Source organism: Segatella copri (assembly GCF_026015625.1).
In the GTDB taxonomy this organism is placed as follows: Bacteria; Bacteroidota; Bacteroidia; order Bacteroidales; family Bacteroidaceae; genus Prevotella; species Prevotella copri_H.
On sequence record NZ_JAPDVG010000001.1, the window covers coordinates 1,479,339 to 1,505,301 of the forward strand.

At 46.1% G+C, this 25,963-nt stretch carries 26 protein-coding genes; 13 read left to right on the plus strand and 13 right to left on the minus strand.

What is annotated here, in order from left to right; all coding sequences use genetic code 11:
* Window positions 1-8: 8 nt before the first annotated feature.
* Window positions 9-2,204 (minus strand): helix-turn-helix domain-containing protein, encoded by a 2,196-nt coding sequence (locus ONT19_RS06680; RefSeq protein ID WP_264952872.1) that lies wholly within the window; start codon window positions 2,202-2,204, stop codon window positions 9-11.
* 58 nt (window positions 2,205-2,262) lie between these two features.
* Window positions 2,263-2,784 carry a nitroreductase family protein gene (locus ONT19_RS06685; RefSeq protein ID WP_264952871.1) on the minus strand — a complete coding sequence of 174 codons (522 nt, stop codon included), beginning with the start codon at window positions 2,782-2,784 and terminating at the stop codon, window positions 2,263-2,265.
* Between the two features lie 171 nt (window positions 2,785-2,955).
* Between ONT19_RS06685 and ONT19_RS06690 the strand changes: the two genes are divergently transcribed.
* Complete coding sequence (locus tag ONT19_RS06690) at window positions 2,956-4,341, plus strand: Y-family DNA polymerase (RefSeq protein ID WP_264952870.1); 1,386 nt, start codon at window positions 2,956-2,958, stop codon at window positions 4,339-4,341.
* Between the two features lie 52 nt (window positions 4,342-4,393).
* Window positions 4,394-4,852 (plus strand): LexA family protein, encoded by a 459-nt coding sequence (locus ONT19_RS06695; RefSeq protein WP_022122043.1) that lies wholly within the window; start codon window positions 4,394-4,396, stop codon window positions 4,850-4,852.
* 104 nt (window positions 4,853-4,956) lie between these two features.
* Here ONT19_RS06695 and ONT19_RS06700 read toward each other — a convergent pair whose 3' ends face one another.
* From ONT19_RS06700 to ONT19_RS06710, 3 genes are all read right to left on the minus strand, one after another.
* The gene (locus ONT19_RS06700; protein WP_264952869.1) at window positions 4,957-6,264 is read right to left on the minus strand and encodes an MFS transporter; all 1,308 of its coding nucleotides are present in this window, start codon (window positions 6,262-6,264) and stop codon (window positions 4,957-4,959) included.
* Between the two features lie 108 nt (window positions 6,265-6,372).
* Window positions 6,373-7,869, minus strand: a complete 1,497-nt coding sequence (locus ONT19_RS06705) for a mannitol dehydrogenase family protein (protein WP_264952868.1) — start codon at window positions 7,867-7,869, stop codon at window positions 6,373-6,375.
* Between the two features lie 260 nt (window positions 7,870-8,129).
* Window positions 8,130-9,134: a LacI family DNA-binding transcriptional regulator gene (locus ONT19_RS06710; RefSeq protein ID WP_264952867.1), complete on the minus strand. Its 1,005-nt coding sequence runs from the start codon at window positions 9,132-9,134 to the stop codon at window positions 8,130-8,132.
* A gap of 328 nt (window positions 9,135-9,462) precedes the next feature.
* Between ONT19_RS06710 and ONT19_RS06715 the strand changes: the two genes are divergently transcribed.
* Window positions 9,463-10,875 carry an NAD(P)/FAD-dependent oxidoreductase gene (locus ONT19_RS06715; protein ID WP_264952866.1) on the plus strand — a complete coding sequence of 471 codons (1,413 nt, stop codon included), beginning with the start codon at window positions 9,463-9,465 and terminating at the stop codon, window positions 10,873-10,875.
* A 148-nt stretch (window positions 10,876-11,023) separates the two neighbouring features.
* Here the strand turns inward: ONT19_RS06715 and ONT19_RS06720 are convergent, their stop codons facing one another.
* On the minus strand, window positions 11,024-12,031 hold the full coding sequence (locus ONT19_RS06720; RefSeq protein WP_153139579.1) for a LacI family DNA-binding transcriptional regulator: 1,008 nt from the start codon (window positions 12,029-12,031) through the stop codon (window positions 11,024-11,026).
* Window positions 12,032-12,311: 280 nt separating this feature from the next.
* On the opposite strand from ONT19_RS06720, the gene ONT19_RS06725 reads away from it, so the two are divergent.
* From ONT19_RS06725 to ONT19_RS06745, 5 genes are all read left to right on the plus strand, one after another.
* Window positions 12,312-13,706: an MFS transporter gene (locus tag ONT19_RS06725; RefSeq protein WP_153081181.1), complete on the plus strand. Its 1,395-nt coding sequence runs from the start codon at window positions 12,312-12,314 to the stop codon at window positions 13,704-13,706.
* Window positions 13,707-13,808: 102 nt separating this feature from the next.
* Entirely contained in the window at window positions 13,809-14,858 is a 1,050-nt protein-coding gene (locus ONT19_RS06730; protein ID WP_117692312.1) for a zinc-dependent alcohol dehydrogenase, read from the plus strand.
* Between the two features lie 169 nt (window positions 14,859-15,027).
* On the plus strand, window positions 15,028-15,912 hold the full coding sequence (locus ONT19_RS06735; RefSeq protein ID WP_264952865.1) for a carbohydrate kinase family protein: 885 nt from the start codon (window positions 15,028-15,030) through the stop codon (window positions 15,910-15,912).
* Between the two features lie 122 nt (window positions 15,913-16,034).
* Entirely contained in the window at window positions 16,035-16,769 is a 735-nt protein-coding gene (locus ONT19_RS06740) for a hypothetical protein (protein ID WP_218459236.1), read from the plus strand.
* A gap of 56 nt (window positions 16,770-16,825) precedes the next feature.
* Window positions 16,826-17,215, plus strand: coding sequence for a VOC family protein (locus ONT19_RS06745; RefSeq protein WP_153090545.1), 390 nt, complete (start codon window positions 16,826-16,828; stop codon window positions 17,213-17,215).
* Window positions 17,216-17,397: 182 nt separating this feature from the next.
* Here ONT19_RS06745 and ONT19_RS06750 read toward each other — a convergent pair whose 3' ends face one another.
* The 3 genes from ONT19_RS06750 to ONT19_RS06760 form a co-directional block, all read right to left on the minus strand.
* On the minus strand, window positions 17,398-17,730 hold the full coding sequence (locus ONT19_RS06750; RefSeq protein WP_022122055.1) for a cupin domain-containing protein: 333 nt from the start codon (window positions 17,728-17,730) through the stop codon (window positions 17,398-17,400).
* An 85-nt stretch (window positions 17,731-17,815) separates the two neighbouring features.
* A complete protein-coding gene (locus ONT19_RS06755; protein WP_264952864.1) occupies window positions 17,816-18,364 on the minus strand; it encodes an NUDIX hydrolase in 549 nt (182 codons plus the stop codon).
* A gap of 250 nt (window positions 18,365-18,614) precedes the next feature.
* The gene (locus ONT19_RS06760; RefSeq protein WP_418858007.1) at window positions 18,615-19,454 is read right to left on the minus strand and encodes a phospholipase; all 840 of its coding nucleotides are present in this window, start codon (window positions 19,452-19,454) and stop codon (window positions 18,615-18,617) included.
* Between the two features lie 267 nt (window positions 19,455-19,721).
* On the opposite strand from ONT19_RS06760, the gene ONT19_RS06765 reads away from it, so the two are divergent.
* Genes ONT19_RS06765 through ONT19_RS06780 form a run of 4 tightly spaced genes read left to right on the plus strand, consistent with a single transcriptional unit; the run spans window position 19,722 to window position 21,585 of the window.
* Entirely contained in the window at window positions 19,722-20,183 is a 462-nt protein-coding gene (locus ONT19_RS06765) for a peroxiredoxin (RefSeq protein WP_118139131.1), read from the plus strand.
* A gap of 9 nt (window positions 20,184-20,192) precedes the next feature.
* Window positions 20,193-20,744 carry a sugar O-acetyltransferase gene (locus ONT19_RS06770; RefSeq protein ID WP_119227872.1) on the plus strand — a complete coding sequence of 184 codons (552 nt, stop codon included), beginning with the start codon at window positions 20,193-20,195 and terminating at the stop codon, window positions 20,742-20,744.
* A 25-nt stretch (window positions 20,745-20,769) separates the two neighbouring features.
* Window positions 20,770-21,033 carry a GlsB/YeaQ/YmgE family stress response membrane protein gene (locus ONT19_RS06775; protein WP_006847444.1) on the plus strand — a complete coding sequence of 88 codons (264 nt, stop codon included), beginning with the start codon at window positions 20,770-20,772 and terminating at the stop codon, window positions 21,031-21,033.
* A 45-nt stretch (window positions 21,034-21,078) separates the two neighbouring features.
* Window positions 21,079-21,585, plus strand: coding sequence for an HD domain-containing protein (locus tag ONT19_RS06780; RefSeq protein WP_264952863.1), 507 nt, complete (start codon window positions 21,079-21,081; stop codon window positions 21,583-21,585).
* Between the two features lie 93 nt (window positions 21,586-21,678).
* On the opposite strand, the gene ONT19_RS06785 is transcribed toward ONT19_RS06780, so the two are convergent.
* The 3 genes from ONT19_RS06785 to ONT19_RS06795 all read right to left on the minus strand — a co-directional run bounded on the left by ONT19_RS06785 (window position 21,679) and on the right by ONT19_RS06795 (window position 23,597).
* On the minus strand, window positions 21,679-22,221 hold the full coding sequence (locus ONT19_RS06785) for a beta-class carbonic anhydrase (protein WP_117727889.1): 543 nt from the start codon (window positions 22,219-22,221) through the stop codon (window positions 21,679-21,681).
* Window positions 22,222-22,258: 37 nt separating this feature from the next.
* Window positions 22,259-22,981, minus strand: a complete 723-nt coding sequence (locus tag ONT19_RS06790; RefSeq protein ID WP_117727866.1) for a phosphatase — start codon at window positions 22,979-22,981, stop codon at window positions 22,259-22,261.
* A gap of 112 nt (window positions 22,982-23,093) precedes the next feature.
* Window positions 23,094-23,597 carry a methylated-DNA--[protein]-cysteine S-methyltransferase gene (locus ONT19_RS06795; protein WP_117727867.1) on the minus strand — a complete coding sequence of 168 codons (504 nt, stop codon included), beginning with the start codon at window positions 23,595-23,597 and terminating at the stop codon, window positions 23,094-23,096.
* A gap of 277 nt (window positions 23,598-23,874) precedes the next feature.
* Between ONT19_RS06795 and ONT19_RS06800 the strand changes: the two genes are divergently transcribed.
* Window positions 23,875-24,627 (plus strand): YaaA family protein, encoded by a 753-nt coding sequence (locus ONT19_RS06800; RefSeq protein ID WP_117727868.1) that lies wholly within the window; start codon window positions 23,875-23,877, stop codon window positions 24,625-24,627.
* 505 nt (window positions 24,628-25,132) lie between these two features.
* Here the strand turns inward: ONT19_RS06800 and ONT19_RS06805 are convergent.
* Entirely contained in the window at window positions 25,133-25,795 is a 663-nt protein-coding gene (locus tag ONT19_RS06805; RefSeq protein ID WP_118416736.1) for a hypothetical protein, read from the minus strand.
* Window positions 25,796-25,963 lie beyond the last annotated feature (168 nt).

Genomic DNA, 25,963 nt, shown 5'->3' on the forward strand with positions numbered 1-25,963 from the left:
AGAATGCTTTATTCCCCCTCCATCAAATCATGAACCAGTTTGATTTCGTAATACTCAATACCGGCTCCCAAAGCTTCCTTTATTTCGCTAAAAAGCTCCAATTCTGGATGAGCCTTCATGAAATCACGGATTTTCTTTTCATGGGCACTTGAAATCAGCGCCCGTAAACCAATCTTTCCCTCTTTCACATAAGGAGTAAGATGACCAATAATGGTGCCTTTTGTATAACCCCGCTTAGCAGCAATCTGATCTACCGTCATTCCCTGCATATAGAAATCATAACTTACCTCCTTCGAAGCGACTTTCGGCACCTTCGGTTCCTTCGGTTCATTCGGTTTCTTCTGTCTCCTTGACTTTCTGCCCGAACCGCTATCTGATGAGGCATCTGCATCCAACAGCAAGAACTGCGCCTTCTTTTTCAGATAATCTGTTACCGTGAATTCTGCACTACATTCATACTTCAAAAGCCGTTCTTTTAATTTTACATCCTCTGAGAAAACAGAGAAACGGTCTTCAAACTGTTTCCTAGCCACCTTGTTGTCTGTATCAAGATTCGACTTTCTGATTAAATCACTCAGAATGCCGATTTTGTCAAGAAAATACATAGCTCCCTTATGAATACGGTCTTGCAGCTCAGCCTGTCTTACATCAGGATTTCTGGCAAGCATACCCGTATACTGCACACGGAATTTATCCGATACGGCTATCAGACTCTTCAGCACCACCTGCAGCTTCTGATACTCGCTTACCACACGCGGATATTTACCATTAAAAAACTCTACCAGGCAGCGCATCAGATGCTCATAGCTGGCTCTGATGGAATAAAAATCGAAGAGTTCGCTGATGCAATAAATGATGTATTGCAGCTCCAGACTGCTGATTTGCTCCTGACTAGGCGCAGCAAGCTGGCTGGTGAATGCATCCACCGTCTGACTGCTGATAATGGCTCCGCGAGAAAGCGGTTGACTGAGCACCATGCCCTCCAAAGTCTTGCAGCGGCTCAGCGCCACATAGGTCTGACCATGGGTAAAAGAATGAGAAGCATCGATGATGGCATGTTCGAAAGTAAGTCCCTGACTCTTGTGGATAGTTATCGCCCACGCCAGACGCAAAGGATACTGCATGAATTTTCCTTCCACCGTCTCCTCTATCTCCTTGGTTTTCTCGTTCAGCGTATATTTCGCATTGGTCCACTCCATTTTCTCCAGGTCAAACTCCTCGCCCGAATCCTTACTGCGAACGGTAATCTTGCTGCCGTCTTCATCGGTCCTAACCCCTATCACCTCGCCTATCATACCATTATAAAAACGGTGCTGCGGGTCGTTCTTGATGAACATCACCTGTGCTCCCGGCTTCAATGTGAGCTTGAAATCGGCCGGATAAGATGTTTCCGGGAAATCGCCCTCTATATCTGCTGTAAAAGAAAATGACTGCGCAGGCAAGGCAGCAAGCTGCTGTTCGTTGATATACTGGGCAGGTGCATTATGGGTGGTAAGCCTGATATAATTGCCCTCCTTTGGTGGTACAAAATTTGGAATATAGCGCTGGTTCAGAGCCTGCAGCGTAGCTTCAGAAGCCTTGTTCTCCCTAATCTGGTTGAGCAGCGAGATAAACTGTTCATCCTGCTGCCTGTACACCTTTTTAAGTTCGATGGTGAGATAACCCACCTGCTTCAGAGCGTTGCTGCTGAAGAAGAAAGGAGTATCATAATGCTGCCCCAGCAGATGCTCTTCCTGTGGCGTAACCACGGGTGCCAGCTGCTGCAAATCGCCTATCATCAGGAGCTGCACACCACCGAAAGGCAAATCGTGGCGCTTGCGATACTGGCGAAGCACAGAATCTACAGCATCGAGCAGATCGCTGCGCACCATACTGATTTCGTCGATAACGAGCAGGTCGATACTGCGGATGATATTGCGCTTGAGCTTGCTGAACTGATAGCGTTTCTGTTCGCCACTGCCAAAGGTCGTGCCCGGCACGTATGGCGAGAAGGGAAGCTGGAAGAACGAATGGATGGTCATTCCTCCGGCGTTGATGGCTGCAATGCCCGTAGGAGCAAGCACAATCATTCGTTTTGGCGACTGTTCTTTCAATCGCTTGAGAAAGGTCGTCTTACCTGTGCCCGCCTTTCCGGTAAGGAAGAGGTTGGCACTTGTCTTTTCTATGATATTCCATGCCAGGATGGATTCTTCGTTCATTTCCATACAGCTTCGTTTTATACCAGTTTTTATACCAGAACTAGATTTCTTCTTATATTTAGATCTAGATTTCTTCCGTGATTTCGCTCATCTCCTTACGCTTCTTCTCAGCGCGTGGACAGTCTTCGGCAATATGACCTATAGGGATAATTACCACCGCCTCATAGCCCTCACGCGGAAAGAACTGCTGCATCTTCGCCGTATCGTAATTGCAGACCCAGCAGGTGCCCAGTCCCTTTTCGGTGGCAGCCAGACAGAGATGCTCTGCCGCTATCGCCACATCAATATCTCCATGCGGTTTCTCATCATATCTGCGCACCCAATTCTCATTCACGTTTTTCATACCTATAATATATATAGGAGCCGTCTTGAACCATTCGCGGTCGTAGCAATCCTGCAGTTTCTTCTTCGCCTCTTCTGAGCGCACGATGAGCCAGCGCCAAGGCTGCCTGTTCACTGCCGATGGTGCCAGGCGCACACACTCCATGATATAGTCCAGATTCTCCTGGCTCACCGCCTCCGGAGTAAACTTGCGAGCCGAAAAACGCTCCTGGCTCAATGCCAACATGTTATTCTTATCATTCATATCGTTCAGTTTTATGATGTTTCAATACTAGCTTATGACCACAAAGGTAAGAATAAATTACGAAACGACAAAAAAACTTGAATGAAAAACTATCGTTTTCGGATTATTTTTTGTATTTTTGCACATCATACCAGGATTTCTGGTGATAACAAGAGGTGTTAATGATAAGATATGATAGGACTGGCAGACTGCAACAACTTCTACTGTTCGTGCGAGCGAGTGTTTCGCCCCGACCTGACAGGAAAGCCCGTGGTTGTATTGAGCAACAACGACGGGTGCGTCATCGCACGCTCTGAAGAAGCCAAGGCATTGGGCTATAAGATGGGCGACCCGTTCTATCAGGTGAAGGAAAAACTGGAGGCTGAAGGAGTGGCTATCTTCTCGAGCAACTACACGCTCTACGGTTCGCTCTCCAACCGCGTGATGTCGATGCTATCCCATTATTCCCCACGCATCGACCAATACTCTATCGATGAGAGTTTCTTCGAGGCAGACGAATCAATGGCGAAAGTTTTCTTTCGGGAGCATGCGGAAGACCATCCTACTTTGTTCAATAAAATGACAATAGACGAACTATCAGAAAAGCCCGATAGCCTGCTCCATCGCTATGGCTCCAAAATATCGGCAGATGTACTTCGGGCTGTTGGAATCCCGATATCCGTAGGCATTGCAGAAACGAAGACATTGGCGAAAATCGGCTCTAAATTCGCCAAGAAATACAAGGGCTTCCAAGGCTGCTGCCTCATCGACACGGATGAACGGAGACACAAGGCGCTGTCTCTCTTCCCCATAGAAGATGTATGGGGAATTGGCAGGCAGATAGCCCGAAAGCTCGATTATATGGGCATCAGGACCGCCGCTCAGTTTGCCGACAAGAAAGAAAGTTGGGTCCGCAGCCATTTCAATATCACCACCCTAAGAACATGGAAAGAACTGAATGGCGAAAGCTGCATCAGCATCGAGGAATTGCCGCAGAAGAAGAGCATCTGCACCAGCAGGAGTTTTGCCGACGAGGGCATTACCGACAAAAATGTGATAGAAGAAGCCGTGGCTAATTTCGCTGTACGTTGTACAGAAAAATTAAGGAGACAAGGTAGCGTATGTCAGGGCATCACAGTGTTCGCATGGACTTCCCGTTTTAACGAGCATGTGCCTGAATACACCATCCACGATTCCCTCACCCTGCCCATCGCCACTAATGCGCAGGAAGAAATAGTAGGTGCCGCCCTCAGTATTCTCCGTGCCAAATACCCGAAACCGATGGCAGACAGCAGGCCCGATCACCCCGACATGTCGTTTCACTTCAAGAAAGCTGGCGTTATCCTGTGGCAAATCTCACCCGACCATCCTCGCCAGCAAGACCTCTTCGACCCCATCGACCGAAGCAAGCAAAAAAAGCTGATGGAGGCTATCGACGCCATCAACCGGAAGAATGGTTATGGCACCATACGCCAGGCCATACAAGGCACAGACTGCCGATTCGACCTGAAACGCGAGTACATGTCGAAGCAGTTTACCACGAACATCCATGATATTCTAAAAGTAAAAACTCAATGAGAGGCAGAATAAGCCCATTCTAAAAATGAGTTCCATAAATAAGAAAAACAAGATGAATAAGAATAACGATAACAAGATAAAACTGACATTTCACCCTGCGGAATTCGGAGCCAAGATGCCTATTCCGCTGGCAGAGCAAAGCGTAAAAGCAGGCTTCCCTTCGCCAGCCCAAGACTATATGGAGGGAGAGATAGACCTCAACGATATTCTGGTTCGCCATCGTGAGGCCACCTTCTACGTGCGCATATCTGGCGACAGCATGCAGGATGCAGGCATTCTGGACGGTGATCTCGCTGTAGTTGACCGGCAGATAGAACCCTCAAACGGCAATTTCGTCATCGCCTTCGTAGATGGCGAATTCACCATCAAGCAGTTCAAGATGGACGAGAGCGGCACCTTCGGCTGGCTCATCCCATGGAACAAGAACTTCTCCCCTATCAGGGTAGATGAAACCAACCGCTTCATGATTTGGGGCGTGGTTACCTATGTGATTCATCAGATTGCGGAATGATAAAAAAGAGAAATTGAAGAGATAGAAAAACCGGGATGCTTCGAATAAAAAACATCCCGGTTTTTATGTTTATTATAACGATTATTTATTATAACTATTGCCTTTTATGCTTCCTGCTTCTTATACCCCACAAGTCCGTACCAAAGGATAACGAACTCGCAGAAGAGAGGAACGAGCCAGGTGAACTGCCACGAACCGATATAATCGGCAAGCAAACCCTGAAGCACAGGGAATACTGCACCACCGAAAACTCCCATCATAAACACGCCCGAAGCCTTGGAAGTATATTCCTTCAAGCCATCCACCGCCAAAGTAAAGATGCAACTCCACATCACACTATGAAATAATCCCACAGCAGCCATCAGCCAGAGATTCTCGGTAAACATGGAAACAGACATCAATACGATTGCCGCCACCGTAACGGTGATGAGCATAGGGCGAGGTGCCACGTTCTTCAAACCGGCAGAAACCATTCTGCCAATCATGAATCCACCCCAATAGAGTGTGGCAAGAAGGGCTGGAGAAAAATCGTAACCATGTCCCATCAAATCCATTGCATGGAGATTCATATTGTTGCCGATTCCCACCTCGGTTCCCACATAGAAGAAGATGGTAATCACACCATATTTCAAATGGCGGAACGACCAGATGCTGCGTTTCTTCGCATTTCTGGAATCATCAAAAGGAGTTGTCTTTCCTTCAGATTCCACATTTTGAGTTTCCTCTCTCGTACCCTCAATGTCTGGAAGATTCGCCTTGGAAGTGCTCCATGTTGTAAAGGCAATGATGAGCATCATTACCAGGAATGGAATGGTGAGCTGGTTGGCAGAAACACAATCCAGGGACACACCTGCAAACATCACGCCCGTTACGAAGAATGGAGCGATGGTAGTTCCGAAAGAATTCACCGCACAGGTGAAGTTCATGCGCTGCACCGGTTGGGTTCCCGGCAAAGGATAGGCAGCAATGTAAGGATTGATCACCACCTGAAGCATTGCCGCTGACGTACCCATCAGATAAGATCCGAAAAGGAAAACGAAATATCCGAATGGTACGAAATCCTGCGAGAGATGCACGCCTGCCCCACCCCAATATTCAGCAATCAGCGCCGAAGCAAGATAGAAGGCAAGTCCCAGCACCATTACCAGCATCGAACGGATGAGCGTCTTTTTATAGCCCACTTTGTTGAGCAAGCGTCCCGTCTTCGCACTATTGAGCAGATAGCCCAGGAAGAAAGCGAAGGAGATGAGCGTTGCCAGGGAGTTCTTGGTAGTGGTAACCTCCGAGAGGAAGGCTATCTTCAAGGGACCCTGACACTGACCGTTGACGGTAGTAAGGAAGCCCACTATAAAATAGATGAATGTCAGGAGTAGAAATGGTCCTGCACTCCTAAGCGTTATCGATTGTTTCATGTTTATCTAGGTTTAAATTAGAGAAAGTTACGCTATCGTCAGGTGTTTCGACGAATTAAACAATCCATAAAAACACCTGACTCTTATTTTCAAGAGTTTCTCTCTATATTACAAGATTTCATCTTCCAAAACCTTCATGGCACCCTTTGCCTTGATGTCTTCTACCATCTTCAAGTAAAGCTCTACGAAATGAGGAGCAGCCTTGAGATCGGTACTTGTAAAGGCTGAAATGCCGAGAAAATTGAGCGCATCATCGCTATCGATGGCCTTATGGTCATCAACGGTAAGCCATGGATCTGCCACTTCGAATGCATCACCATTGTCATCTACCTGATACTTCAGATAATGACGGTAAGCAGCAAAGAGGTAAGCCACACGCTTGAACTCCACATTCTGGCGCTTGCCAGAAGCATCATCAGCAATCATCTTCTCCAGGTTCGGCATTACGTAAACCGGGAACTTGCTGGCACCATCGAAGCAGAGACGAGCCACCTGGTCGCTGACCATGCGGTTGCCGAAGCGCTCAACCAGGCACTGCTTGTATGCCTCGAGATCAGTATCCTTTGGAGCTGGCACGTAAGGAGTAATGTCATCGTCCATGAAGGCACGTACAAACTTACGGATTCTCTCATCGTGCATGGCTGCATCTACCTTGCGGTAACCGCCGAGGAAAGATGGATAAGAGAGCAATGTATGAGAAGCATTCAGGAGAGAAAGCTTCATATTCTCGAAGGCAGTCACATCGTCGGTCATCTGAGCGCCCACGGTTTCCCATGCTGGGCGACCGGCTGCAAAATTATCCTCTACTACCCACTGGATGAAATCCTCGCAATAAACAGGAGCCTCATCGCAAGTGCCGTTCTGAGCATTCAGTCGCTCGATGTCGGCAGGACGAGTAGCTGGAGTAATGCGGTCAACCATTGAGTTAGGGAAGGTAACGTTCTCCTCCATCCAGGCAGCGAGTTCCTTGTCCTGAGCTTCCACGAAAGTCATGAAAGCCTTGCGGGCTGTATTGCCATTGTGCTGCAGATTATCGCAGGAAAGGATAGTGATAGGACCATTGCCTGCTGCCTTGCGGCGGCGCAATCCCTCGGCTACATATCCGAAGGCTGTAACCGGCTTGGCAGGATTCTCGATATCGTGAGCCACCTGCGCATTGTCGAGCATGAATTCGCCACTCTGACGTGAAATGTTGTATCCGCCCTCGGTGATAGTGAGGGTGATGATCTTGATATCCTTAGACGCAATCTTGTTCAGAATCTGTTCCTGCTCCTCAATGCCCCAATAGAGTTCAACGAGCGCACCCAACTGAAAAACCTGGATGCTGTCGTCGCATCCACATACGGTAAGGGTGTATTCACCGTCCTGCTTCTTCAGGGCGTGGTAGAGACGCTCATCGCCTGGGAGAATCATTGCTCCACAGATACCCCAGTTCTGCTGGGTATTGTTCTCGAGGAGCATGTTGGTCATGAACTCCAGATGAGCACGATGGAAGTTACCTACTCCGAAGTGCAGGATACCTGCCTTTACCAAACTGCGGTTATAAGCACAACCTTTTACTACCTGAGCTGCATTTGCTGCGTTTGCATTCATTAAATTTGCCATAATTCTTTTATTGTTAGCTGTAAATATTAATTGTTTATTCATTTTTGGGGAAGCAAGTAGCCGAGGAGTTTCCTCAGCTATCTTATCTCCCGTTTCCGATGGCAAAGATATTGCGTTTTTTCGAGATAAAAAGATATTTTTTTCGAAAAAAACTTGCAAACGTTCCCGCAAACGTTCCCAATTTCTGCAAACGTTTTAAATACTTTCAGGCGATTACCGAGAACCACTTTCTAGTGATTACCGGAAACCACGAAGTTTGATTATTCTCCCGTAGATTCTCTACATTTCATCGTGGTCTTCAACACCACCTGTCTATCTTCCATCTCCGGATTATTGATTTTCTCCATCACCAGTTCTGCCGCCTTTCTGCCCATCTCCTCCAACGGAGGCTCCATAGTAGTAATCTGAGGAGATACGATGGTTGATAGTTCGGTACCCGAAAAACCAGCCACGAAAATCTCTTCCGGCACCCGTCTACCCAAGGCACGGAGTCGATTCTGCGCACCTATCGCCAAAGTATCAGTAAAGGCGAAGACGGCATCAAATTCCACCTTATTATATATAAGACGGTCGATGGCATCAGCTCCATCCTTGAAGGTCATTCCCGTCTTCACAATCAGCTCCGGGTCGAAGAGATGGAATTTCTCCATCGCCTCACGATAACCCAAGCCTCGCTGATAGGCATTATAAATGTCGTCGGGTCCCTGCAGATAGACGATGCGCTTCCTGCCCAGGCGGATAAGATGCTCTACCATGAAATAAGAATCAACATTATCATCCACCATCACCTGCGGCATTTTCAATCCGTATGGAATGCGGTCGTAGAAGACTATCGCCATACCATCTGCTGCCAACTGCTGATACATTTCTATGTTCTTGCGGTAGCTGCAGAGGCTCACAATCAGACCATCTACCATAAACTGCTCCATCATCTTCAGGTTCTCCAACTCCCGCTCCGGTTTCTCATCGCTCTCGGCAATCATCACCTTCTGGTTCTTTTTGTAGAGCACGTCCTGAATACCATTAATCACCTGCGAAGCATAAGGGGTATGCATCTCCGGCACGATGACACCAATGGTGTTCGTACGCCCCATCTTCAGGTTCATCGCCACCGGATTGCGCTTGTAGCCGAGTCGTTTTGCCTCTTCCACCACCATCTCGCGCGTCTCCTTGCGAATGTTCTTGTCATCCGTCAACGCTCTGGAAACAGTGGAGACCGAGATGCAGAGAGAACGGGCTATATCCTTAATTGTAACATGTTTCATAATGATGTTTTTTATTAAAAAATCGTTCGTCTTTTGAAGTTGTCGATGCAAATATACAACTTTTCCTTTAAACCGACAACATTTCTCGAAAAAATGCTCATAAAAATGCTATCTGAATATTACATTTTACAAGTTCATCTTACTAAATCTAAAATGAGAACGATTGCAACAAGCTTCAATCCCATATTTCTACCCATCTTCCTTTGCCTCCTCATTAAAAAGTTGTACCTTTGCAGTCGAATTTTCAGCAAGAACCAGGCATTACGCCTTATAGAGAACAGAATTTTCAGCAAATATATGTAATTAATATGTAAAAACAGCAGTAGTTATGAGCATTAATATCAAGAGAAATCAGTTGAAGAGAGTAGTTATCGTAGGTGGCGGACTCGGTGGTCTTCGTTTGGCAGAAGACCTCTGCAATTCAAACCTGCAGGTGGTGTTGATCGATAAGAACAATTTCCATCAGTTCCCTCCGCTTATCTATCAGATAGCTTCGGCAGGTATCGACCCAAGTTCCATCTCCTTCCCTTTCCGCCAGATTTTCCGCAAGCGCAAGAACTTCTACTTCCGCATGGCAGAAGCGAGAGCCGTATTCCCAGACAAGAAGATTCTGCAGACTTCCATCGGTAAGATTGAGTACGATTACCTGGTGTTCGCAGCAGGAACCACTACCAATTTCTATGGCAATGCCAACATCGAGAAGTGGGCGATTCCGATGAAGACCGTTTCAGAGGCAATGGGATTGCGCAACGCTGTGCTGAGTAACCTGGAACGTGCATTGACCTGTGCCACAGAAGAGGAGCGACAGGAACTCCTGAACGTGGTCATTGTGGGCGGTGGTGCCACAGGTGTGGAGATAGCCGGAGCCCTCTCTGAAATGAAGCACTACGTGATTCCTTATGATTATCCTGATATGGACTCATCTCTGATGCACATCTATCTTCTGGAAGCGGGCGACAGACTGCTCGCCGGAATGTCACAGGACTCTTCTAAGAAAGCATACGAATTCCTTACCAGTATGGGTGTGGATGTACAGTTTGGCAAAATGGTAACCGACTACAAGGACCACAAGGTTCTGATGAAGGACGGTCAGGAGATTCCTACCCGCACCTTCCTCTGGGTATCAGGTGTAAAGGCACAGCCTATCACAGGTATCGATGGCGACCATCTAGACCGTGGTTTCCGAATCGTAGTAGATGAATTCAACCGCATCCCTGGCATGGACGGTCTCTTCGCTATCGGCGACCAGTGTATCCAGACCACAGACCCAGCTTATCCTAGCGGTCATCCACAGTTGGCACAGGTAGCCATTCAGCAGGCAGCACTCCTGGCTAAGAATATCCAGAAGATTGCGAAGGCAGATGAGGAGAATGAGAAGCATCCTGGTTCTTCAGCCCAAAACATCGACCAGCAGCTCAAGCCATTCCGCTACAAGAACCTGGGTTCTATGGCTACCATCGGAAGACACAAGGCTGTAGTAGAGCTTGGCAAGTTCCACAGCCAAGGCTTCTTTGCCTGGGTATTGTGGCTGGTAGTTCACCTCCGCTCCATCCTCGGCGTAAAGAACAAGGTAATGGTATTGCTCAACTGGCTCTGGAAGTACGTAAGCTATAACGATTCCATCCGAATGATTACCTACGCCACCAAACCAAAAGAGGTGCGCGATCGATTGAAGCGTGAACAGACCACTCATCTCGGCACCGATTTGCTGGAGAATGAAGAAGAGGAAGAGGAAGCTTAAGATAAGGAGATAGATTAAGTTTAAATGCTTAAGATAAAGAAATAGAAAACGGGTGTATCATTCAATAATATAGATGATACACCCGTTTCTTTTATACTGTCTTCCAAAACAGTTTCTTTTATGCAGGTTCCAGAAGCCGATACCTTTATTAAGTAGATTCCCTTATCACAGTTTCACCTCTCAATGCAATTTCCTCTATCCTTCTATAACCATCGGCAATATGCTCCAGCAGCAGTCGGCAACTTTCCTGCGCCATTTTCTCAATAGGCTGCTCCACTACCGTCAACTGAGGATGAACCAAAGTAGCCAGAGCTGTGCCAGACATGCAGCAAAGCGCCACATCCTCCGGAATGCGCAAGCCACGCTTCTGGATAGCACTCTTGGCTCCCAACACAGCAGTCTCCGTAAAGCCAAATACCGCATCAAAGGGCACATTCTTCTCCAGGAAACGCTCCATCACCCAACTACCCTCTTCAGCCGACAAGGCTGGCGACAAGACATCTTGCGCCTGATACTCTATATGAAACTTTTCCAGCGCATCCCGATAGCCCCTCAATCGTTCATAGCTGTTTCGGATATAAGCAGGTCCCGGGATATGAATAATATGCTTATACCCCTTGCGCAACAAAGTCTCCACCATGAAAAACGACATGATGTAATCGTCCATGTGCACCTGTGAAGCCTTTACCTTCTCCACCGTTCTATCGAAAAACACAATGGGAATGCCCCTTTCTATCACCTTATTATATAGGTCCACATTATGCTCCTTATCGCATGCACTCATCAGGATGCCATCCACACGCAGCTGCTCCATCATCAGAATGTTCTCTCTCTCCTGCTCAGGATTCTCGTTAGAGATGGCAATCATTACCTTATACCCCTGCTTGCGCAAGATGGCTTGAGCATCATTGATAAAGGTCATATAGAACGTTGTTACGATTTCGGGGATGATGATGCCGATGTTATGAGTACTCTGCTGGCGAAAGTTCACAGCCAGTTCGTTGCGATGATAGCCCATCCGCTCGGCAGTTGCCAATATCTTCTGCAAGGTTTCCGTCTTCACATTACCCGTATCTCCCGAAAGAGCACGTGAAACGGTGGACTTGGAAATCCCCAGTTCCCTTGCAATATCCATGATGGTTACATATTTTGCCATATCTCTTTTTCTTTCTTGTTAAATGTGCCCGCAAAGATACTTATTTTCTATGAAAGCAACAACAAAAAACTGAGAAATCTTTTTGGGAACGGTTGCGGAAAATGGGAACGGTTGCGGGAACGGTTGCGAAAAAAGAATCGTTTTTTTTCTTGTTTCTTCTGCAAAATCGTTCTATCTTTGCAGCGTGAAAAGGAAAAACGATTTCTCAAATCGCTCTATTCCTACACAAAACAAAGAATAAACAACATTAAGTATCACAATCAAACCTAAAAAAAGAAATATGGAACAAGATTCTAAATTTCAAGCGAACACTTCGCTAGAGAACAATTCACAGGGAAAGGTTCCCTTCATCAGTAAGCTCGCCTACGGCATGGGCGATGTGGGCTGCAACTTCAGTTGGATGTTCGTGGGCAATTTCCTCATGATTTTCTACACCGATGTGTTCGGAATCAGCATGAGTGCCGTAGCAACCCTGATGCTTGTTTCCCGATTCTGGGACGCCATCAACGACCCCATCATCGGCACACTTACCGACAAGACCCACACCCGATGGGGACGATTCCGCCCATGGCTGCTCTTCGGAGCTCCTATCACGGCACTGGTACTGATACTCACCTTCTGGGCACATCCGGAATGGAGCCAGACCGCCAAGATTATCTATATGGCAGTAACCTACTGCATCCTGGTACTGGGATATACCTGCGTGAACCTGCCTTACGGCACACTCTGCGGAGCCATGACGCAAGACATCGATGAGAGAGCCAAGCTCAACACCAGCCGTTCGGTGAGCGCCATGATGGCCATCGGAGTAATCAACATCGTAACCGTTCCGCTCATCAGCTGGTTTGGCGCAGGCGATACCAAATATGGTTATCTGGCTGTGGCTGTACTCTACGGCATCATCTTCGCTGCCTGCCATCTGTTCTGCTTCCACAAGACCAAGGAAGTGGTAGAAGTTCCTGTGGGACAGAAGCTCCCTCTAAAGGTGCAGCTTCGCTCCGTGATGAAGAACAAGCCCTATCTGCTCGCCCTCTTAGGACAGTTGCTCTTCGGTTTCATCCACTACGGACGCAACGCCGACATGCTCTACTATTTCACTTATGTGGAAGGTTCAGCAACACTCTTCTCCTACTATTCCATGGCCATCATCGTGCCAAGCATCATAGGTGCAGCCTGCTTCCCTCTGGTATTCAGAAAAACGGGCAACAAGGGTTTCACGGCAGCCATCTTCGCTTTCCTCACCGGTATTACGATGATAGGTCTGTACTTCTTCAGCCCTAACGGCAGCGCCATCATGTTCTATCTGTTCTCAGCTTTGTCGTGGTTCTTCTTCTCAGGCTTCAATACAGCCATCTATGCCATCATCCCCGACTGTGTGGAGTATGGCGAGTGGAAGACGGGCATCAGAAACGACGGATTCCAATACGCCTTCATCTCGCTGGGCAACAAGATAGGAATGGCACTCGGCACATCGCTTCTCGCCATTGCCCTGGGCAGTGCAGGATATGTAAGCAACGCTGTGCAGAATCCAGAAGTATTGAACATCATGCACCACGCCTTCAGCACCATTCCGGGAGTCTTGTGGATCGTCACCGCAGGATGCCTCTGCTTCTACAAGCTCAACAAGAAGCAATACAAGCAGATCATGACCGATCTGGAGAATAAGAAGAAATAAAAAAGAGCCCACTTAAAAAGTGGGTTCAGAAAAGAATACAAAGATAAAACGGGATCTTTCATCCCACCAACATAACAATAACAATTTCAAAACATTATAATTATGAGACAGGCAATATTGGTAGAACCAAAGCATATCGAATTCAAGGAAGTAGCAGAACCAAAGGCAGCAGACTTAACTGCTCATCAGGTTCTCGTCAACATCAAGCGCATCGGCATCTGCGGTAGCGAGATTCACTCTTACCACGGTCTTCACCCAGCCACCTTCTACCCAGTGGTTCAGGGACATGAGTACTCAGGAGTGGTTATGGCTGTAGGCAGCGAAGTTACCGTCTGCAAGCCTGGCGACCACATCACCGCTCGCCCACAGTTGGTTTGCGGCAAGTGCAACCCTTGCAAGCGCGGACAGTATAATGTTTGTGAGCACCTGCGTGTTCAGGCTTTCCAGGCAGATGGTGCAGCACAGGATTTCTTTGTAGTAGATGACGACCGCGTGGCTAAGTTGCCAGAAGGCATGAGCCTTGACTACGGTGCCATGATTGAGCCTTCAGCCGTTGGTGCCCATGCCAGCAACCGCACCGATGTGAAGGGTAAGAATGTAGTTGTGAGCGGTGCAGGAACCATCGGCAACCTCATAGCCCAGTTCTGCATTGCTCGTGGCGCCAAGAATGTACTCATTACCGATGTAAGCGACCTCCGCCTGGCTAAGGCTCGCGAATGCGGCATCAAGCACACCCTCAACATCACCAAGAAGACCTTGAAGGAGGCAGCCCAGGAACTTTTCGGTGAGGAAGGCTATCAGGTAGGTTTCGAGGTAGCAGGTGTAGAAGTTTCCATCCGTTCGCTGATGGAGACCATCGAGAAAGGTAGCGACATCGTGGTTGTGGCAGTCTTTGCCAAGGACCCAGCCCTCAGCATGTTCTATCTGGGCGAGCATGAGTTGAGACTCATCGGTTCAATGATGTATCGCCACGAAGATTATCTCACAGCCATCGATTACGTAAGCAAGGGCATCGTCAACCTCAAACCACTCGTAAGCAACCGCTTCGCCTTCGAAGAATACGATGATGCCTACAAGTTTATCGACACTCATCGCGAAACCAGCATGAAGGTTCTCATCGATTTCGAACAGAAACCTGGAGAGAAGAAGTAAAGAGATAGAAGAGAAGAAACATACTGCAAACGATTGCAGAAATTGGAAACGATTGCGGGAACGTTTGCAGAAAGTTTAGATGATTTTTCTTTGTGAAGGTAGCTGAAAAATGCTACCTTTGCAACAGAAATCAAGTAACATCTCTAACATTCTTAAAGTAAAAATGACAATGGAAAAGAAACAATCAGTGATAGGTATCGGCGAGGCACTCTTCGATGTGCTTCCTGAAGGAAAGAAGCTAGGTGGCGCTCCAGCCAACTTTGCTTACCATGTTTCGCAGTTCGGACTCAATAGCTGTGCGGTCAGCGCAATGGGCGATGATGAGTTGGGCAAGGAACTGGAGAAGGAACTCAACGATCACCATCTCAACTATCAGATAGACAAGGTAGCCTACCCTACAGGCACCGTCCAGGTTTCACTCGATGCCAACGGCATTCCTTGCTACGACATCAAGGAGGGAGCAGCCTGGGACAACATCCCTTACACCCCAGCCCTAGAAGAATTGGCTAAGAATTGCACCGCAGCCTGCTTCGGTTCGCTGGCTCAGCGCAACGAGGTTTCTCGCAACACCATCTATCGCTTCCTCGATAACATGCCGAAGGAAGAAGGAATCCTCAAAATCTTCGATATCAATCTCCGTCAGGGATTCTATACCAAGGAAATTATCACCGAGAGCATCAAGCGATGCAACATCCTCAAGATCAATGATGAGGAATTGATTACCATAAGCCGCATCTTCGGCTATCCGGGCATCGACCTGGAGAACAAATGCTGGCTCCTCTTGGGCAAGTACAATCTGAAGATGCTCATTCTTACCTGCGGTGTAAACGGCAGTTATGTGTTCACCCCTGGCGAAGTTTCGTTTATCGAGACTCCGAAGGTGGAAGTGGCTGATACGGTGGGTGCCGGTGATTCATTCACAGGCGCATTCGTGGCAAGCATCTTGAAGGGTAAGAGCGTAAAGGAAGCTCATGAATTGGCAGTAAAGGTTTCGGCATTCGTCTGTACACAGAACGGAGCCATGCCGGTCTTGCCTAAGGAATTTACAAGATAAGCCCTTATTTGCCCAAATTATATGCAAATTATAATTATCAGTAATATATGGTTTAAGTAATTAGTTAACGTTTATAAGGTTCATAGTTAATTAGGTTTATTAGTTTATTTTGTAGTAAAACCATGAAAAGAATTGTAGTTATTGTTTTGATGATGGCTGCTTGCCTGGGAAACGCTCAGGCACAGCTCCATCTGAAAGCCAACGTGCAGAACAATCATCTGTGGCGTGGCATGGAAGTTTCCGACGGCATCGTCCTCCTCACCGACCTGAGCTATACGATGGCCAACGACCACGTTACCGTGGGACTTTGGGGAGGCTGCAACTCGGAAGGCTCCTACAAGGAGTTTAATCATTATCTGAATCTGAAGGCTGGCGGTTGGGGATTCGCCCTGTGGGACACCTACAACTTCTCCCCTGGCGCCACCTATAATAATAAGGAATACTGGAACTACTCTGCCCATACCACGGGCCGATTTCTCGATGCTACATTAAGCTACCGGTTTCGGGACGAGAAGTTTCCACTGCTCCTGAGCTGGTCAACGGTAGTCTTCGGACGCGACCGCAACAGCGACAATACGAAGCAGAAATATTCCACCTTCACCTATGCGGAATACCCTATCTACCAGAAGGATGGCTGGAAGGTTGATGCAGGAGTAGGTGGAGCCTTCGCCCTGAACAGAGCTGGCGAGGATGCTCACTTCTTCGGAACCACGGCAGGCATAGTTCACGTATCGCTGCAAGCCACCCACGACCTCAAGCTCGGCAACTACACCGTTCCGGTTTACGCCAAGGGCATGTGGAATCCGCAGAGCAACCAGAGTTATTTCCAGATTGGAGCAGAAATCATCCGCTTCTAAATCTTCAAGAAACACAGAAAGTTTTATCATAACAATCATCTAAACACAAATTCATTATGAAGATTAAAGATTTTACAACAGGTGTGCAGCACATTGGTATTCCTACCAACGACATCAACAAGACCATTGAGTTTTATCATGCCCTGGGCTTTGAGACAGCCCTCCGCACAGTAAACGGCACCGAGGAAGTAGCCTTCCTCCAGCTCCACAATCTCATCATCGAGACCTATCAGAACCATCAGGCAAAGATGGAATATGGAGCCATCGACCACATCGCCATCGATGTAAAGAACATAGACGATCTCTTCCTGGTAGTGAAGGAAGCCGGCACCTTCAAGATGCTGGATCAGCAGGTAAATGGTCTTCCTTTCTGGGAGAACGGCGTAAAGTTCTTCACCATTGAGGGTCCAAACAAGGAGAAAATCGAGTTCTGCGAGAAACTCTAATCCGCAGCTGACTTTTAGATAAACACAGATTAGCATAGCAATACAAGAAAGAGAGAGAGAGAAAAAAATGACGAAAGTCCAGCTTGGAGCCTTTCTGAGAGAGAGGCATCCGAGTTGGACTTTCTTTTTTCGTTTTCCTTGAGGAATATGATGCGTTTTCCCTAATTGATGTTTCAAGGATATTAATGATGCTCAGGCACAATGGCGAGATACACCAGATCATGGTCGGTGAGGTTCTCCATATAATGAGCATGGTTCATAGGGCAATAATGCACCTGTCCCTGTCGAACCTCCTCCACGGTATCATCATAATGGAAAGTAGCAGTGCCGCTTACCACATAGATAATCTCGCAGTTGCCCTCATGAGTATGAAGACCAGTTGATGCACCCGGACGCAAGGTAGAATACATAATCTTCACCTTGTCATCCACATAGTTACGGGTGTCGAGTTTACCCTGCCCACCCTTGAAGCCCTCCAAATGAGCCTCAGCAATCTTTTCGAAATCTATTACCATCTTTATAATGTTTATTGTTTAATATCTATTGCTTACAGTCTATTGTCTGCTGTTTACTTGGCTTTTATAAATGAAGCCCTGCAGCTTACTTTGCTTTTGCAAAATACTTCCATAGCGGAGCCGCCATCAGGCTTTGCCAGATTTCTCCCTTCTCCAGCATATCCATCACTTCTTCTCTTGAGAAGAGGCGAACCTCGATATCCTCAGCCTGGTCAAGATGCTGAACATCCATGCGCTCCACATCCGTAGCCAGAAAGCAATGGGTAAGATTGGTATGCGTGCTCGGATTAGCCGAAATCGTCATCCACTTCTGCCAGTTACCGCCACCGAATCCCGTCTCTTCCATCAGCTCTCGCTTGGCAGCCGCCATCGGGTCCTCGCCCTTCTCTATCACTCCTGCGCAAAGTTCATTCACCGTTTTACCTATCGCATAGCGATACTGGCGAACGAAGACGAACATTCCCTCCTTCGTGATGGCGATGGTGTTCACCCAATCGGGATATTCCAGCACGTAATATTCATCGATAATGGCCCCCGTAGGCAATTCCACCTTATCCACTCGTGCCGTGAGCCAAGGCTTCTCTATCAGATACTTCTGCGAGAGCGTCTTCCATTTCATATCTTTATCAGCCATTTTCTTACTTCATTTAAAAAACTGGATTTTCTTTATTTTAATTGATGGTGCAAAAGTACGAAAAAAGATTGAAAAGAGAAAAGTTTACTTGTTATTTCTTTCAAAAAACAGACTCTAAAACCTTTATGCCATTCTTAGCCTCTAATTTTAGAAAAAACTGTATCTTTGCAAGGCATAAAATTCATTCGCATAAAGGGATTTAATCAAATAAAAAGACATCATGGCAGAACATCTTATTATAAAAGATTCCTTAATATTCATTTCCCTCTTGCTTGATCACACTCGGACCATCGATGAGTTCAGGCTGAGGGGCATTTCTGTTCACATCACCATACGCTCTGCCCAAATCGCTCATCGTAATGCTGATGTTTTTATTCACGGGTCTGTCTTTATCCGAAAGGCTGTGTGAGAAGAGCCACTGATAGGTTTTCTTCAGATAAAATACACGGGCAGGGGTACCGTGATTAGCACCCTTCCACCAGTCGTATATCAATCGGGTATCCTTGCCATCCTTCACAAGTTTATCTACCACCACCTTCGATTGTTTGACCGGTACTGCCCTATCTGCTGTGCCATGGATAATCCAGAAAGGCAAATCGCCCAATCCGCTCACATCCTTATACGAACAGCCGCCACACAGCGCCATGCCGGCAGCTATCCTGTCGGGATAAGTAGCACAGACATCCATGGTGCCATAACCGCCCAAGCTCATGCCCAAGACATAAACCCTATTAGAATCGCATGGGTAATTCTTTTTCACCCAGTCGAGCATATCCATGATTTTCTTCGGATTCCAGGCTCCTCCCGGATTCTGCGGAACGATGGTCAGCGCATCGATATCGCGCCCCTTGACGATGGCATCAAGCGGTCCGTATCTTCTCACCTTATTCAGATTCTTGCCGCAAAGACTGGCACCATGCAGAAAGATGATGACCGGTGTCTGTTCTTGCGAATAAAAATAATCTACCGGCGTATAAACCCAGAAGTTGTAACCTCCCGGAATCTCATCTTTCACAGCTCGCAGAAAGTCGTAAGCCGACATGCTGCATACGGAAAGACAGAATAATATAAACAAAAATATCTTTTTCATTTTCTTCCTTTTTTACCTGTTTAGTATCACGCTCCCTGTTTCATGCCATGAACGTTCATCACACAAAAGTAAGTAAATATCAGCATATTACCAAATATCCTCCCTATATTTTTCTTTTTTTTATCCAAAAGAAAGATTCGTTTAAACTTCCAGGTAGAAAGATAAACAATGATTATTTGTGTTAAAAATCATAAGAATCACATCGGTTCGCATTATTTTTATTATCTTTGCATCATAACAAGACATATAATAAATAAATATAGAATTATGAATGTAGGAGATAAAATACCAGAGATTCTTGGCATTGACCAGGACGGACGTGAGATAAAGGCAAGCGACTACCGTGGTCGCAAGATTGTGCTCTACAGTTATCCGAAGGCTAACACCAGCGGATGCACTGCTGAGGCTTGCTCCCTGCAAGCACATAAGGAGGAGCTGGCAGCAGCCGGTTATGAGATTATCGGCGTGAGCAAGGACAAGCAGGCTCTGCAGAAGAAGTTTGCCGAAACCAAGGGTTTGCAGTTCCCTCTTATCGCAGATACCGAAACCACCTTACTGCAGGAACTCGGCTGCTGGGGCGAGAAGGTAACCTGCGGCAGAAAGTCCATCGGCATTCTCCGCACCACCTATCTTGTCAACGAAGAAGGTGTCATTGAGAAGATCTTCACTCCTAAAGAGATCAAGACCAAGATTCATGCAGAGCAGATTCTGGATTACATCCATCAATAGAGAACAAAGATGACAGAATTTGAAAAAATGAGAAACAGCGAGCTCTATGATTTCAGCAACAAGGAAGGCATGAAAAGCATAGAGCACGCCAACCGTCTCTGCTGCCGCCTACAGACGCTAACCCTGTTTGATGAAGACTATCGAACCATTATCGAAGAACTGATTCCTGGCATTCCAGCTTCAGCCACCATCTGTCCACCCTTCCACTGCGACCATGGTCACGGCATCAAGGTGGGTGAGAATGTATTCATCAACTATGGCGCCACGATGCTCGATGAAGGCTGGATTACCATCGGCAACCGCACCCTGATAGGTCCGAACTGCCAGCTGGTAACCCCTAACCACCCCATCAATTATATGGAACGACGCAAGCCAGTAGAAACAGGCTTCCCCATCACCATTGGCGAGGATTGCTGGCTGGGCGCAGGAGTCATCGTCTGCCCTGGAGTAACCATCGGCAACCGCTGCGTAATCGGTGCCGGCAGCGTAGTGGTCAAGGATATTCCTGATGACTCCATGGCTGTGGGAAATCCGGCAAGAGTTATCAGAAAGCTCAGATAACAAGAAAAAATAAAATCAAAAGAGTATGTTAGAACACATTGCAGATTTCACAGCGTGGCCAATCCTTACTGGTATTTTCATTGGCTATATTGCCAACCGCATTATGAGCGGTGAAGGAAAAGGATGTTGTATGAATCTCTTCATAGGTATTGTAGGCAGTTATGCCGGTGCCATCATCAGCAGTCTGCTGAACATTGAGTTGTTTGGCAAGGGTTATCTTACCAATTTCATCTTCTGTGTCATTGGTGCCATAGCGGTATTGTGGATTTGGAAGAAGCTTTTCGATTAACATCTTAAGTAGATATAAATATTGATTTAAAAAAAACATAAGATTATGACAAACAAGGAATTGATACTCGCCAATCTGATGAGGGCGATGATAAAATATGATGGTGGCGATGCGCCACGCATCCAGCATTTCGTAAAGGTACACGATTTTGCCCGTATGATTGCGATAGCAGAGGGAATGAACGAGGAAGAGCTCTTCGTGCTCGAAGCAGCAGCCATTCTTCACGATGTAGGCATTCACGTTTCAGAAGCCAGATACGGCAACTGCGATGGCAAGCACCAGGAAGAACTGGGTCCTGACGAGGCAAGAAAAGTACTGTCAGCAGTAGATGGATTCACAGCCGCACAAATAGAAAGAATCTGCTGGCTCATTGCCCATCATCATACTTATCAAGATGTTACCAGCCTCGACCACCGCATTCTGCTCGAAGCAGATTTCCTGGTGAATTCCTTCGAAGCCCACCTTGCTCCCGAAGGCATCATCACCTTCCGCGACCATGTATTCCGCTCGGAATCAGCTATCAGTATGCTGAATGATATGTGGGGGCTGTAACGAAAGTTACTTTCTTGGAATGAGCATCATAGAGGAAAGGTGAAAGTACAACAAACTGCTGTTATGTGTTTTAATTAAAATAATACCTTTATTCTATTTCACTTCTGTCAGTTTGCCCGTCTGTGAGTCAATGATATAACCATGAAGATTGACGTTTTTTGGTACGAGAGGGTGTGTACGGATCGTATTGATGGTATTCCTTACAGAATCCTCTGTGTCGTGGAATCCCTCCAGCCAATGGTCGAGGTCGATGCCGCAAAGCCCGATGGTATCGATAACATTCTGATGGATGCCACGTTTGAGCATCAATTTCTTCATCTGCTGTCCGTTCATGTGGCATGCACCGCAGTTGGAGTGGGCAATGACCATGATTTCCTCTACACCCAATTCGTAGATGGCTACAAGGAGACTACGCATGGCAGAGTCGAAAGGACTGATAACCAGTCCACCGGCGTTCTTGATGAGCTTGGCATCTCCGTTCTTCAGGCCCAAAGCTGCTGGCAGAAGCTCAGTGAGGCGGGTGTCCATACAGGAAAGAATGGCAAGTTTCTTGTCTGGATATTTACTCGTAAGATACTTTTCGTAAGCCTTACTGGCTACGAAGTTTTCATTATACTTGATGATTTCTTCTATAATCATAGTCGTGTAAATTGAAATGTGAAACTAAATTTTCCTATTTCTCAGGGGTTGGCTTGAGGTAAGCCATGAATTTCTCTGGCTGATAGTTGAGAACCAGCTCATCCGGGAACTCTGCTTTTTCTACCAGTGGCATAATGTTGCTGTAGTCGGCAATCATCGCAGAGAAGTGGGCATCACTTCCGAAGATAACTGGAGTTTCATACTTCTTGGCAAGTTCCAGCAGTTCCAGATTATTGGGAGCAGCCACAGTCTTGTGGCGGATGGGAGCCATAGAATGGTTGTTGATTTCAAGCAAGGTATGCGTCTCCCTGGAAACTTTCATGAGTTCCTCGAAATCCAGTTCTGCCGTACCATCGCCGGGATGAGAGATAATCTGCACGAAGGGATTGCGCATGGCATTGATGACCCCCTGCGTATTCTCCTCCTTACTTCCTCCCTGCCAGCAAAGGCTATGGATGCCTGCTATTCGGATATCCAGCATACGCCAGTAATCCTCATCGAGATCGATATCTCCTTTCGTATTGAGGATGTTGAGTTCTGCTCCAAGCATCAGTTTGATTCCATAGAGCTGGCGTGGAACACAATGAAGGTTTCTGAAATAGATAGGATCACAGGTACCCGGGATATTGGGACCGTGCTCTGTGATTCCCAAGATATCCAACCCTTTCTCCTTTGCTGTCAAGGTCATTTCCTGCAAACTGCTGAAGGCATGACCTGATGCTATTGTATGTGTATGAACGTCTAATAATGTTTTCATGGTGCAAAGGTAATGATATTTACTAAGAATGTAAGAGAAACAACTATTAATTAATCAAAATTTGTTTTTACGGATATTTAAATTAATAATAAATCACCATTTTATGTTGGTTTTATTCAGCTTCAAGCTCCAATAACTTTCTCTTTGCGTCCAATCCTCCGGCAAAACCAGTAAGGGAATGATTGCTTCCGATAACTCGATGGCAGGGAACGAAAATGCTGATGCCATTAGCTCCGATGGCACTTGCCACGGCTCTGATGCCGTTAGGTTTGCCTATACTTATAGCTATTTCCTTATAGCTTCTTGTCTCTCCATAGGGTATTTCGAGCAATGCATGCCATACTTTTTTCTGAAAATCAGTTCCTACAGGATGCAACGGAATATCAAATATCTTGCGGTTACCGGCAAAATATTCATCCAATTGCCTTTTGGTCTGATCCAGGATTGGGGATGTTTCTATCTTGAAATCAGCCTTCATATACCGCAAAAGCCGATGCTTATTGCGCTCTGCACATGGCATTTCATTCCAATCACAAAGGCACAGTTCGTCACCCATCGATGCCAAGATGATTTCTCCGCAAGGCGAATTGTAATATTGAATGTTTACTTGCTTCATTGTCTTAAACTGATTTTTTTTGTTCATAAATCATACAGGTAAAAGAGGTATGAGAAAACTGTTTGACGAATCTCATATTTAACCGCCATACTAAGTAGTGTATTATATTGTTCTTTTCACGCAAAGGTAACAAATATTTATAGATTACACAAGAAAAAGTACTATATAATGCTCGTTTTATAAAAAATTTTAATTTTATAGGATTTTTCTTGGCTATTTAGCATTGTATATTGATTTTTTCTTATCTTTGCAAGTACAATTCAAAAGATTGATTATTATGCAGATATTATTGGCAAATGCCAAAATCATGTTTGAGAAGGCAGACAGGAAGCCTATCTCCGTGCCACTATTCCAATCAGTTGCCAATGACTTGGCCAAAGAAATGGCAATGATGAATGTAGAGGAATTGGCTAAGCAACTTGATTGCAGCAGCAAGATTGCAATGACGAACTGGAAACGATATCATGATTTTATGGCAACCGAAAAGATGCCTGCTATCCTGGCTTACAATGGTCAGGCATACAAACATTTGCGTGCCAGTTCTTTGAGCGAGGAGTCGTTAGAGTATGCCCAGAAACATCTCTGGATTACCTGCTTCCTTTATGGATTGCTTCGACCGTTGGATGGCATCGTACCTTATCGTATGGAGCATTGCGTATCGCTCGAAGCTACAAACGACAAGCCTATCAATCAGTTCTGGAAAGACAAACTGACAGATGTTCTCATCGATAGTGTGAAAGCTGATGATGGTATACTCATCCATCTTTCTACAGAGGAATATGAACATCTGTTCGATTGGAAGAGAGTATGTAAGGAGATAAAGGTCATTCAGCCACTCTTTTATGTCCGCCAGAAAGACGGCAGATTGAAGATGCAGGCTGTATGGGCTAAATCTTGCCGTGGAGCCATGGTGAGATATATCTTGAATAATCAGCTTCTTACTCCAGAGGAACTGGCAGGCTTCAGTTACGAAGGTTTTGAATATGAGCCAGAATTAGGAGAAGCAGCTTTTCCTCATTTCGTTTGTTGAAATAGAACAAAAGCAAACGAACGTTATAAAAGGAAGATGCTGTATGTTTGGATTGAATGAGAGCACCCAATATATCTCATAGAAGTATCATCATTTTACGATTGTACAACTAAAAAGTGTATAGTTGAACAACTAAAGAGGTTATAGTTGTACGACTAAAGGGTATACAGTTGTACAACTAAACAGGTTATAGCTGTACGACTAAAAGGTGTTGTCACTAGGCTCAGCAGAGGTGCTGACTGCAGTCAGCAGACCTGCTGACTAGGCTCGGCAGAGCTGCTGAGCCTAGTGGCAATGTCTGAGAAGGTATATGCTTGTACTCTAAAAGACGCTTATTCTGACTCCAGGAAACGCTTCTTTTAACTCTCGGAGACGCATCCTTCAACGAGAAGAGACACTTCATTCAAGTTAAGGATACGCTTAATTCAACGAGAAGAGACGCTTCATTCAAGTTAAGGAACCGATTCCGTCAACCTAAAGAGCCGTTTCAACAACTACGTCTTAGTTACTCCTGCTTCCACAAACGATAGAGCGTTATAGGACCTTCCTTGGTAGCATACATTCTGGCAGCCGGTTCCTCACAGAGATCATTCAACACCTTATTGGCATGATAGCGGGTGACACCGAATTCACGAATCATATCCTTCACCGTGATATAACCCTGCTGCTGACAAATCTCTACAATATCAGCAAACTCCTTATCCGCCTCTTTTGGAGTAGATTTCACACTCCAATACTGTCGGCTGCAACCATTAGAGTGGCGCTTCAGTCTTTCCAGAAACTCCTTCGTGGGCTGAATTTCCAAGCCGCAGATATCCACCTCATTGGCTGGAATCAGATCACCCTCATGATAGGTCCTTTTCCATTCGATTCCATTCTTGTCCTTATGCTTCACCATCCCAAGCTTAGGCTTGACGATAAACATATCGCCTACCCTCACCTCGTTGCCTTCAGCCAAGGCATAAAGCGTTTCATCCTCTAGCGTTTCCAATGCGGAGATAAAGGACGAAACGTTCATCGCACAATGATCGCGAACACGCTTCTCCATCTTCTCCCTGTCAACGATATCCCGTTTCACGAACATCGGATGTATCTGATACTTACCGCTTTCGTCCTTCAAGGGCGTGCGATGCTCCAAATAATTGATTGAACCTGTTGCTCTAGCCATATTCTTAGTTTTTTATTCTTTAAAAGATAATGCACAAAGATACTGATTATTAACGAGATATGCAATTATTTTATGTTAACTTTGTTAAAAGATAGAGTTATAAAAGGGAGTTTTATGACAAAAGATAGAGTTATAAATGGGCATTTTATGATAAAAGATAGAGTTATC

Bases quoted from the DNA above. Each gene is read 5' to 3' on its own strand.
- ONT19_RS06680 (WP_264952872.1), bottom strand. From the start codon at position 2,204: ATGGAAATGAACGAAGAATCCATCCTGGCATGGAATATCATAGAAAAG.
- ONT19_RS06685 (WP_264952871.1), bottom strand. From the start codon at position 2,784: ATGAATGATAAGAATAACATGTTGGCATTGAGCCAGGAGCGTTTTTCG.
- ONT19_RS06690 (WP_264952870.1), top strand. From the start codon at position 2,956: ATGATAGGACTGGCAGACTGCAACAACTTCTACTGTTCGTGCGAGCGA.
- ONT19_RS06695 (WP_022122043.1), top strand. From the start codon at position 4,394: ATGAATAAGAATAACGATAACAAGATAAAACTGACATTTCACCCTGCG.
- ONT19_RS06700 (WP_264952869.1), bottom strand. From the start codon at position 6,264: ATGAAACAATCGATAACGCTTAGGAGTGCAGGACCATTTCTACTCCTG.
- ONT19_RS06705 (WP_264952868.1), bottom strand. From the start codon at position 7,869: ATGGCAAATTTAATGAATGCAAACGCAGCAAATGCAGCTCAGGTAGTA.
- ONT19_RS06710 (WP_264952867.1), bottom strand. From the start codon at position 9,134: ATGAAACATGTTACAATTAAGGATATAGCCCGTTCTCTCTGCATCTCG.
- ONT19_RS06715 (WP_264952866.1), top strand. From the start codon at position 9,463: ATGAGCATTAATATCAAGAGAAATCAGTTGAAGAGAGTAGTTATCGTA.
- ONT19_RS06720 (WP_153139579.1), bottom strand. From the start codon at position 12,031: ATGGCAAAATATGTAACCATCATGGATATTGCAAGGGAACTGGGGATT.
- ONT19_RS06725 (WP_153081181.1), top strand. From the start codon at position 12,312: ATGGAACAAGATTCTAAATTTCAAGCGAACACTTCGCTAGAGAACAAT.
- ONT19_RS06730 (WP_117692312.1), top strand. From the start codon at position 13,809: ATGAGACAGGCAATATTGGTAGAACCAAAGCATATCGAATTCAAGGAA.
- ONT19_RS06735 (WP_264952865.1), top strand. From the start codon at position 15,028: ATGGAAAAGAAACAATCAGTGATAGGTATCGGCGAGGCACTCTTCGAT.
- ONT19_RS06740 (WP_218459236.1), top strand. From the start codon at position 16,035: ATGAAAAGAATTGTAGTTATTGTTTTGATGATGGCTGCTTGCCTGGGA.
- ONT19_RS06745 (WP_153090545.1), top strand. From the start codon at position 16,826: ATGAAGATTAAAGATTTTACAACAGGTGTGCAGCACATTGGTATTCCT.
- ONT19_RS06750 (WP_022122055.1), bottom strand. From the start codon at position 17,730: ATGGTAATAGATTTCGAAAAGATTGCTGAGGCTCATTTGGAGGGCTTC.
- ONT19_RS06755 (WP_264952864.1), bottom strand. From the start codon at position 18,364: ATGGCTGATAAAGATATGAAATGGAAGACGCTCTCGCAGAAGTATCTG.
- ONT19_RS06760 (WP_418858007.1), bottom strand. From the start codon at position 19,454: ATGAAAAAGATATTTTTGTTTATATTATTCTGTCTTTCCGTATGCAGC.
- ONT19_RS06765 (WP_118139131.1), top strand. From the start codon at position 19,722: ATGAATGTAGGAGATAAAATACCAGAGATTCTTGGCATTGACCAGGAC.
- ONT19_RS06770 (WP_119227872.1), top strand. From the start codon at position 20,193: ATGACAGAATTTGAAAAAATGAGAAACAGCGAGCTCTATGATTTCAGC.
- ONT19_RS06775 (WP_006847444.1), top strand. From the start codon at position 20,770: ATGTTAGAACACATTGCAGATTTCACAGCGTGGCCAATCCTTACTGGT.
- ONT19_RS06780 (WP_264952863.1), top strand. From the start codon at position 21,079: ATGACAAACAAGGAATTGATACTCGCCAATCTGATGAGGGCGATGATA.
- ONT19_RS06790 (WP_117727866.1), bottom strand. From the start codon at position 22,981: ATGAAAACATTATTAGACGTTCATACACATACAATAGCATCAGGTCAT.
- ONT19_RS06795 (WP_117727867.1), bottom strand. From the start codon at position 23,597: ATGAAGCAAGTAAACATTCAATATTACAATTCGCCTTGCGGAGAAATC.
- ONT19_RS06800 (WP_117727868.1), top strand. From the start codon at position 23,875: ATGCAGATATTATTGGCAAATGCCAAAATCATGTTTGAGAAGGCAGAC.
- ONT19_RS06805 (WP_118416736.1), bottom strand. From the start codon at position 25,795: ATGGCTAGAGCAACAGGTTCAATCAATTATTTGGAGCATCGCACGCCC.